The sequence below is a fragment of the Flavobacterium sp. HSC-61S13 genome (assembly GCF_024171535.1).
GTDB lineage: Bacteria > Bacteroidota > Bacteroidia > Flavobacteriales > Flavobacteriaceae > Flavobacterium.
The window spans coordinates 70504-80479 of record NZ_JALJZV010000018.1 but is presented as its reverse complement, the minus strand read 5'-3'; the positions used below and the strand labels follow the sequence as shown (position 1 = coordinate 80479).

The 9976-nt window shown below is 37.8% G+C and carries 7 protein-coding genes; all 7 read left to right on the top strand.

Features of this window, described 5'->3' with window-relative positions; translation table 11 throughout:
- Positions 1–220: 220 nt before the first annotated feature.
- The 7 genes from L1275_RS14555 to L1275_RS14525 all read left to right on the top strand — a co-directional run bounded on the left by L1275_RS14555 (position 221) and on the right by L1275_RS14525 (position 9917).
- Complete coding sequence (locus L1275_RS14555; protein WP_253474940.1) at positions 221–850, top strand: hypothetical protein; 630 nt, start codon at positions 221–223, stop codon at positions 848–850.
- A 12-nt stretch (positions 851–862) separates the two neighbouring features.
- The gene (locus tag L1275_RS14550; RefSeq protein WP_253474937.1) at positions 863–1390 is read left to right on the top strand and encodes a hypothetical protein; all 528 of its coding nucleotides are present in this window, start codon (positions 863–865) and stop codon (positions 1388–1390) included.
- A gap of 417 nt (positions 1391–1807) precedes the next feature.
- A complete protein-coding gene (locus tag L1275_RS14545; RefSeq protein ID WP_253474935.1) occupies positions 1808–2206 on the top strand; it encodes a hypothetical protein in 399 nt (132 codons plus the stop codon).
- 178 nt (positions 2207–2384) lie between these two features.
- A complete protein-coding gene (locus L1275_RS14540; protein ID WP_253474932.1) occupies positions 2385–5117 on the top strand; it encodes a pitrilysin family protein in 2733 nt (910 codons plus the stop codon).
- 330 nt (positions 5118–5447) lie between these two features.
- A complete protein-coding gene (ileS, locus tag L1275_RS14535; RefSeq protein WP_253474929.1) occupies positions 5448–8849 on the top strand; it encodes an isoleucine--tRNA ligase in 3402 nt (1133 codons plus the stop codon).
- Positions 8850–8856: 7 nt separating this feature from the next.
- On the top strand, positions 8857–9237 hold the full coding sequence (locus L1275_RS14530; RefSeq protein ID WP_219294413.1) for a TraR/DksA C4-type zinc finger protein: 381 nt from the start codon (positions 8857–8859) through the stop codon (positions 9235–9237).
- Between the two features lie 86 nt (positions 9238–9323).
- A complete protein-coding gene (locus tag L1275_RS14525; protein WP_253474926.1) occupies positions 9324–9917 on the top strand; it encodes a lipoprotein signal peptidase in 594 nt (197 codons plus the stop codon).
- Positions 9918–9976: the final 59 nt, after the last annotated feature.

Genomic DNA, 9976 nt, shown 5'->3' with positions numbered 1-9976 from the left:
TAGGTGATTACATTAAGATCGCAAAGAATTGACTATTAAATATTTACCTTTTTTATTAACAGTCAGTTGCGGATTTATGGGTCCTCTCGCGTGGTTTATATGAGTAAGTCTTTTGACTAAGCCAAAAAGGAATCCGGGTTTTTGTATAAAACTTGAGTTTTAAGAGGGAGCTATTAGTATGTTGTATTGCCACACGAAAGGATTCGTGCGGCAGCGGGGGATGGCTGCGGAAACAGATTATACTTTAAATAGAAAAACTGGAGATGTAAAACAAGTTGGAGAAACGAATGATAAACCTGATAGAATATTAGCTACTAATGGTAAAGGTGATGTGAAAACTGATAGAAAAGGGAATCCTAAAGTTGCTATTGATAATATTGACAAAGGTATTTTATCTGACGGAATGAATTTAAAAACCGACAGTACTGTTGTTAGTGTTGGAGGAAACGGAAATGCAACTAAGGAAGGAGTTGAAAGATTTGCCTTAGAATTAGCTGATTATGTAGGTAGAGAAATTGGAGGAGCGTATTTTTCAAATAACGGCACCGATAATGTAACTCATATAACCTTAGGAGGGTATCAGAATAATACATATACATCAACAAAATCTAAAGGAATTAGTGGGATAGGAAAAATTTCTAATTCAATGGAGGAATATAATAGTTATAAGGTAAAAGGATTTTTCCATACTCATCCTAATGAATCCCCTCGTTTTAATCCTTCTGAGAGAGATTTAATGTCGAGGGATGAGGCAATGAAAATTGACCCTCAAATAAAATCATATATTTTGACACATCCTGCTAATACGGGTGGTGAAAAACCACATATTATAAATTTTACTAATTACTAAATCTTCATATAGATGAAATATTTACTTATACTTATGTACTTTTTTATGATGGGTTGTACATCTTATAAGACTCAACTCCGAAGTAATGGAAATTATGAAGCAGCAATTGAAAATAGCATTATTGACTTTTCTAAAACAAACTTGTTTAATCATGATAGTGTTTTTAGAATAAGATATAAAATCCTTGAAGAAAACTTGTATTTTATTAGTATTATTGGGGATTCTGAAAATAAATTTCTGTATTCTAAAGAGAAAAAGTTTGAGGAAAATAAGCTTCCCAATAGGTTTTTTATACACCAAAACAAATTGTTTATTTGGAGTGATTCTAATCATCAAAGTAATAAAGAAATATTAGGTGTTCTTGAGTCTCGTAACTTGATTCAAGATGAAGAAAAATATGGGTTTTATGTTTTGGATTACTCAATAGAAGACGATAAAAAAGGAGCTAAGTATTATTTTTGTAAAAATAATTTGAAGAAGTATAAAAGAGTTATCACCAATTTAGGAATTATAAAAACACCTAAATTAAATTGTGAATAAATACTTTCTCACTAAACTAAATGACATTGGTCGCCAGCATCTTGCTCGTGCCAATTAGTAACAAAAAATCCCCGGCTGGTGCGCGAGTATTAAAATATTCGGCTAGGCTAACGCACGATCCTTTCTGTGCGATTTATATTACATACAAGAACACTCCATTATATTGAGGTTTTTTGCTTGCATTAAGAATAAAAAAAGAATGTTTATTCTGGTGCACAGACAGTGTATGATTTATTGTCGGTAGGCCCTGAAAACGACTGCGCTACTATAGCTAATCTTTTACTTACAACTGCGCAGAAATTTAAATTCTATAAAGACATTGCTTTCGTTTGGTAGATAAGAATAAAAATCAAGATTCTTAACTAGAATTACTAAAAAAGTGCTAATCTTGACAATACTAAAAAATTTAAAATCCCTATGGCAGTAAAAATACTATTCCTAAGTTTAACGCTTATGATTATAAGTTGTGGTTCTTTCAAACAAACGGATACAAAAGACCAATCTCATTTGGGTACTTGGGTCTTGATACAGCGTTCCGGAGGTTTTACGGGTTCGGTTACTAATTTCGATATTAAGAAAAAAGAGCAGGTCTTGTTATTGGAGCAGGATAAAATGACCCGATTGGAAAACGGCCAGCAAAAATCACAGCAGAACTATACCATTGAAAAAGGGCGGGTTATTGAGAGTTCTGAACCCCAGGACATTTTAAAAGGCGATTCCTCGATACCCGAATCGATATCGATCCAAGAAGGTCAATTGATTCTACGTGGACAATGTTACGATTGTTATACCGATGTCTATCAGCGGATCCCTTAAAAAAGACATAAAAATCATAAAAAGTACCCGTTGTATTGTAAATACAGCGGGTTTTGTTTTTTAAATAAGGGTTATTTAATGCTTTTTATAAGTATATTGTTAGGTGTTTTTTGGGTTTTAACAAATATTAAACATATTATAAGTTATCTTCCGTATCTATTAAACTAATAAAAATTTTATGAAAAGAGTTTTGCTTGGGCTTTTATGTGTAGGTACATTGATGGTTTCCATTGATGGTTTCGCTCAAAAGGCAGAAAAACCGCAGTTCGTCGCTGCGGTTGAGGGTATCAAGGAATACCGGTTGAGTAACGGACTTCAGGTGTTGCTAATTCCGGATCCGTCACAGAGTAATATGGTGGTGAATATCATCTATCAGGTTGGCTCCAAACATGAAGGCTATGGAGAAAAGGGTATGGCTCATTTATTAGAGCACATGCTTTTTAAGAGTACGAAGAATATGGGTGATATAAAGAAAATGTTATCTGATAAAGGGGGAAATGCCAACGGTACGACTTATTATGACAGAACAAACTATTACGAAATCTTTCCGTATTCCGAAGAAAATTTAAAGTGGAGTATAGAAATGGAGGCTGATAGGATGTTAAATGCTACGCTGATTCAATCGGATTTAGATAAAGAATTCTCTGTGGTGCGCAACGAGTTTGAGATCGGCGAAAACTATCCGTCCTCAGTATTGATGGAAAAGGTGGTGTCTGCGGGTTATCTATGGCATAATTACGGTAACAGCACGATTGGTTCTAAAGAAGATGTAGAGCGAGTGAAGGCGTCACAGCTTCGAAAATTCTATGAAAAGTATTATCAGCCCGACAATGCAACTTTAATCGTCGCAGGAAAATTTGAGGAGGATAAAGCCTTGAAGTATATCGAGCAATATTTCTCAGTAATACCGAAACCCGCGCGTGTACTCGAAGAGATTTTGACGGTAGAACCCGCTCAGGATGGAGAGAAATTAGTTGAATTAAAGAGAGCTGGTGACAGCCAATTTGTAGGGGCAATGTATCATACCGCTTCCTATGCCGATAGTGACTATGCGACTTTAGATGTTTTAAGTGAGATACTAACCAACAATCCTTCGGGTTACCTGTATAAAGCCTTAGTAGAAACGCATAAGGCGTCCGCGATTTACGCATACCAACCGGAAGTTCGCGATGCTAGTTTTGTGTATTTTGGATTGCAAGTTCCTATGGATAAAGATATACAGCAAGTCAAAAATGACCTGAGATTGGAGTTGGATAAAGTATCGAAAATCGATTTTACAGATCAGGATGTCGAACGTGCTAAAGCCAAACTGATCAAACAACTTGAAGACAATAAAAACAATACCATTTCGTATGCGATTAGTTTGACGGAAATCGTTGGTGCTGGAGATTACAGATTGGGACTATTATATCGCGATTATATCGAAAAAATGACCAAAGAAGAGGTGAAAAGGGTAGCAGAAAACTACTTTAGAACCAATAACCGTACCGTTGGGGTGTTTATACCATCAAAAGATGAAAAGAGAACCAAAGCCAAAGAATTTTTGAAATCGGATATCGCCGCATTGACAACCAATTACGTAGGTAAGGAACAAGAGGCAGATGCTGCTCCATTTGAATCGTCAATTGCTAATGTGAAGGCGCATTATAACGAGGGGAAATTAAGTAACGGCTTTAAGTATGCTACTTTAGAAAAACAGTTAAAGGGGAATCAGATCAATGCCTCTTTTATGTTGCCGATGGGTAATAGTAAGGCTTTGGAAAACAAAGGTATGGTGGCAGGTATGATGGCGAGTTTGCTTAATGCGGGCACCACTAGTCAAACCAAAGAGCAAATTAAAGATCGTTTGAATATATTGAAATCATCGGTCTATTTTCAATTCAGTGGGCAGAACCTACAGGTGTATGTAAGTAGTTACAACAATACTTTTACCGAAACTATGGAGATCGTTGGCCAGCTCCTGACGGAATCCGTTTTTCCAGAGTCGGAATTGGTTAAGACTAAAAGCTCGTACAAAACCTTTTATGAGGGGATTTTGAACGATCCTCAATCTCTGGCTTTTAGAGAAATTGGTCGAATGACGAATCCATATCCAAAAACGAGCATCTTTTATACACCTTCTATACCGGAGGCGATCGAACAGGTTGAAGCGGTGACGAGAAGTCAAATAGTGGAGTTTTATAAAACAATTCTCGACGCATCGCAAGGCGCGGGAACCGTTATAGGTCTAGCTGATGCTTCCACTTTGCCAGTCTTGCTTGATAAGGTGTTTAAGGGATTGCATTCTCAAATAAAGTATGAAAAAATCCATCCTACTTTCTTTGCGACTTCAAAAATAGATAAAGATTGGGTAACCGTAGATAAAGAAAACGCGACAGCAACAGGAAGAATAAGCTTTAAAATGGACACCAAGTCTGCGGACTATCCAGCCCTTATGATGGCAAACGAAATCTTGGGTAGTGGAGGTTTTCTAGGTGCTAGAATTCCAAAGCGATTGAGAGAGAAGGAGGGAATCAGTTATGGAGCGGGATCCTATGTTTCGGTGCCTCAGGATAATGATGTAGCGATGTGGGGTTGGTATGCCTTTTTTAATCCAACAAAAAAGAAGGCTGTAGAAAATGCTTTAAAAGAGGAAGTGGCTCTTGCTGTAAAAGACGGATTTACGGAAACCGAATTAAAAGAGAATATCAACAGTTGGAAGGTGTCTCGAAAAACGGACTTAGGTAATGATGACATGTTATTACAATTATCTCAGGACTATTTATTGAAAGGAGCGTTGTTGGATGATTATGATCAATTAGAACAAAAAGTAGAAAAACTAAGTTTAAAAGAAGTTAATAGCGCGTTGAAAAAATATGTAAAACCAGAGCAGTTAACTACGATTTACGTAGGTGATTTTACGAAGAAATAACGTTTAGACTTGTCGGGCTATACTTAGAAGTTAAAAACCGATATAGTCTGTGCAAGATTCTAGTAAACGATGAGGTCCTCACTATTGGGGACCTCGTTGTTTTTAGTAAAATTCGAGATCAAAGGGGTTTTTTTAGCTGTTGAAAAGGGATGGAGTTTGATTTTTAACACCAAAAAATCAGTGAAATTAGGCAGGATGAAGCCGATTAAATGCCGAATAGCAATTGAAAACGGCGATATTCTTTTTTTGGTAGACTTTTACTATTATAAGGGAGGGGATAATTAGTTGAAATTGTTTAATTTCGCACTACTGATTTTGAAAAAAAATATAATGAGCACGAAATTTACAGAATATAAAGGTCTAGATTTGACAAATGTAGCTGCAGAAATGCTGCAGTTTTGGGAGGAACAATCTATATTCGAAAAGAGCATTACCACCAGAGAGGGTAATCAACCGTTTGTGTTTTTTGAAGGACCTCCTTCGGCTAACGGAAAACCGGGTATTCACCACGTAATGGCTCGTGCGATTAAAGATATTTTTTGCCGTTATAAAACCCAAAAAGGATTTCAAGTAAAGCGTAAAGCCGGTTGGGATACCCACGGTTTGCCGGTAGAATTGGGAACTGAAAAGGAATTGGGAATCACCAAAGAAGACATCGGAACGAAAATTTCCATTGAAGAATATAACGAAGCTTGTAAGAAAACCGTAATGCGCTATACCGACTTATGGAACGAATTGACCGTGCAGATGGGATATTGGGTTGATATGGAAGATCCGTATGTGACTTATAAATCCAAATACATGGAAACCGTTTGGTGGTTGCTCAAACAGATTTACGACAAGGATTTGATGTATAAGGGATATACGATTCAGCCTTACTCTCCTAAAGCGGGTACGGGCTTATCGACTCATGAAGTCAATCAACCGGGAAGTTATAGAGAGGTAACGGATACTACGATCGTAGCACAGTTCTTGGCGAAGGAAGACAATTTACCAGAGTTTTTAAAGGGATACGGATCGATACATTTCTTGGCATGGACTACAACGCCATGGACATTACCGTCCAATACCGCTTTGACAGTTGGACCAAAAATCGACTATGTATTGGTGAAGACTTTCAATCAATATACGTTTGAGCCTATTCAGGTGATTTTGGCCAAGGCCTTAGTGGGAAAACAATTTGCGGGTAAATACACCGCTGTTGCGACAGTTGAAGAACTTGCAGCTTACACCGCTAACGATAAAAAAATACCGTATTGCGAGATTAAGGAATTTAAGGGAGTTGATTTAGTAGGTACAACCTATGAGCAATTAATGGCCTATACCTTACCGTATCAAAATCCAGAAAATGCATTTAGAGTAATTGCTGGAGACTTTGTGACCACAGAAGATGGAACGGGTATTGTACATACCGCTCCTACATTTGGAGCAGATGATGCTCGTGTTGCTAAAGAAGCAATACCAGAAGTACCGCCGATGCTGATCTTGGACGAACAAGAAAACGCAGTGCCTTTGGTAGATTTACAAGGACGTTTTGTTAGTGCTATGGGAGATATGGCGGGCAAATATGTGAAAAACGAGTATTATGATGATGGTCAGGCTCCAGAACGTTCCGTAGACGTGGAGATAGCGATCCGATTAAAGGAAGAAAACAAAGCTTTTAAAGTAGAGAAATATGTTCACAGTTATCCACATTGTTGGAGAACGGACAAACCGATTTTATACTATCCATTGGACTCTTGGTTTATCAAAGTAACGGAGGTTAAGGACCGTATGTTTGACTTAAACGAAACGATCAATTGGAAGCCGAAATCCACAGGTGAAGGCCGTTTTGGAAACTGGTTAAAGAATGCCAATGATTGGAATTTATCCAGATCGCGCTATTGGGGAATCCCATTGCCAATCTGGAGAACAGAAGACAAGTCTGAGGAGATCATCATTGGTTCGGTGGAGGAATTGATGAAGGAGATCAACAAGTCTATGGAAGCAGGTATACAGCAGGGCAATCCATTTGAGGGCTTTGAAGTTGGGAATATGTCTGAAGAAAACTACGACTTGGTAGATTTGCATAAAAATGTGGTGGATAAAATTATCTTGGTGTCTGCATCGGGTAAACCGATGGAACGCGAGAGTGATTTGATCGATGTATGGTTTGATTCTGGATCGATGCCGTATGCACAATGGCATTATCCGTTTGAGAACAAAGAGATGATCGATGACAATAAAGCTTTTCCAGCAGACTTCATCGCAGAGGGCGTAGATCAAACCAGAGGTTGGTTCTATACCTTACACGCGATTTCCACTCTGGTTTTTGATACCAATGCCTATAAAAACGTCATGTCAAACGGTTTGGTATTAGATAAAAACGGACAGAAAATGTCTAAACGTTGGGGGAATGCGGTAGATCCGTTTGAGACCTTACAAACCTATGGACCAGATGCGACACGTTGGTATATGATTTCCAATGCAAACCCGTGGGACAACTTAAAGTTCGATGTAGACGGTATTGCTGAGGTTAGAAGAAAGTTCTTTGGAACCTTATACAATACGTATTCGTTCTTTTCGCTTTATGCCAATATCGATGGTTTTAATTATAGTGAAGCTGAAGTGCCTTTAGAGCAGCGACCAGAAATTGACCGTTGGATCCTATCGGAACTGCATACTTTAATAAAAAATGTAGATGCATTCTATGCCGATTATGAACCGACTAGAGCGGCTCGGGCTATATCAGACTTCGTACAAGAAAATTTAAGTAACTGGTATGTGCGTTTATGTAGAAGAAGATTCTGGAAAGGCGAATACGCAACAGATAAAATAGCAGCTTATCAAACTCTATATACGTGTTTGACGACAGTAGCTAAATTATCGGCGCCTATAGCACCGTTTTTCATGGACAAGCTTTACAAAGACTTAACACAAACTACAGCTAAGGAATCTTTCGAATCGGTACATTTGGCAGACTTCCCTAAATACGATGAGTCGTTTATCGATAAGAGTTTAGAGAGCAAAATGGAAAAAGCTCAGACGGTTTCGTCTTTGGTTTTATCCCTGCGTAAAAAGGAGATGATCAAGGTGCGTCAGCCGTTACAAAAAGTGATGATTCCCGTATTGGATGAATTGCAAAGACAGGAGTTACTAGCTGTGTCTGACTTGATTATGGCTGAGGTGAATGTGAAAGAAGTGGAATTGATTGACGATGCTTCCGGGGTATTGGTCAAACAAATCAAGCCAAATTTCAAAACCTTAGGTCCGCGCTTCGGTAAAGATATGGGGTTGATTGCTAGTAAGATACAGGCTTTTACGCCAAACGAGATTTCCGAAATCGAAAAAAACGGAAATATTTATGTACAATTAGCAGAAAATAGTATTATATTAACACTCTCGGACGTCGAAATTACGTCTCAAGATATCGAAGGTTGGTTAGTTGCTAATTCCGATGGAATTACTGTTGCCTTAGATATTACGATTACAGAAGAGCTTCGTAAAGAAGGTATCGCGAGAGAATTGATCAATCGTATCCAAAATCTGCGTAAAGACGCTGGATTGGAGGTTACCGATAAGATCAAGGTAGTTTTACAGGATCAAGCAGTGATTAAAGAAGCTGTTTTGGCTAATGAAAACTACATCAAGTCAGAAACTTTAACACACACATTAGAATTCGTATCAGAAGTTTTAGATGGTGTAGAGATTGAATTTGACGAACTTAAAACTAGAGTATTAATTTTAAAATAAGCATGTTATGATAGGAGAAAATATCCGTTACTCTGATGCTGATTTGACAGAATTCAAAGAATTAATTTTGAAAAAGATCGAAAAGGCGCAAGCTGATTTGGAACTGATCAAAAGTGCCTACATGAATGATTTGAACAACGGAACCGATGATACATCGCCGACGTTTAAGGCTTTCGAGGAAGGAAGTGAAACCATGTCGAAAGAAGCAAACTCTCAATTGGCGATCCGTCAAGAGAAGTTTATTAGAGATTTGAAAAATGCGTTGATCCGCATTGAAAACAAAACCTATGGAATCTGTAAGGTGACTGGGAAATTGATCAACAAAGAACGATTGAAGTTGGTGCCACACGCTACGATGAGTATCGAGGCAAAAAACCTACAACGATAAACTTGAAAATAAAAAACGCTCTATATTAAGAGCGTTTTTTTTATCTCTCAGAATAATAATTTACATTTGTTGCCAAATCATAAAAAATGACACTTAAAAAAGCTTCACTGCTAGTGATCGCTGTTCTTTTGATAGATCAATGGTCTAAAATATATATTAAAACAAATTTTCTTCTCGATGAAGAGGTTTTTGTTTGGGATTGGTTTCGAATCCATTTTATTGAAAATGAAGGGATGGCATGGGGTGTAGAGCTTCCAGGGGCTTATGGAAAACTATTCCTAACCTTATTTCGCATTGTTGCCGTAGGTGGTATCGCATACTGGTTGTACGATGCGGTTAAAAAACAAGCTTCATCCTTTATGATTGTTGCAGTTTCTTTGATACTAGCTGGTGCGGTTGGGAATATTATTGACTCGGTATTTTACGGCGTTATCTTTAATGAAAGCCATCATGAGGTGGCTACGCTCTTTTCGGATCAACCTTACGGGAGCTGGTTTCACGGAAGAGTGGTGGATATGTTTTACTTCCCGATATGGAAGGGATATCTACCTAATTGGTTGCCGATTTGGGGAGGAAAATACTTTACCTTCTTTAATGCGATTTTTAACGTCGCTGATGCAGCCATTTCAGTTGGTGTAGGGATTTTAATTGCATTTAACAAGAGAGCTTTTAAAAAATAAACGTTGTTCGTTATAAATAAAACAACCCCGTTTGGTCAAGACCAAACGGGGTTGTTTCG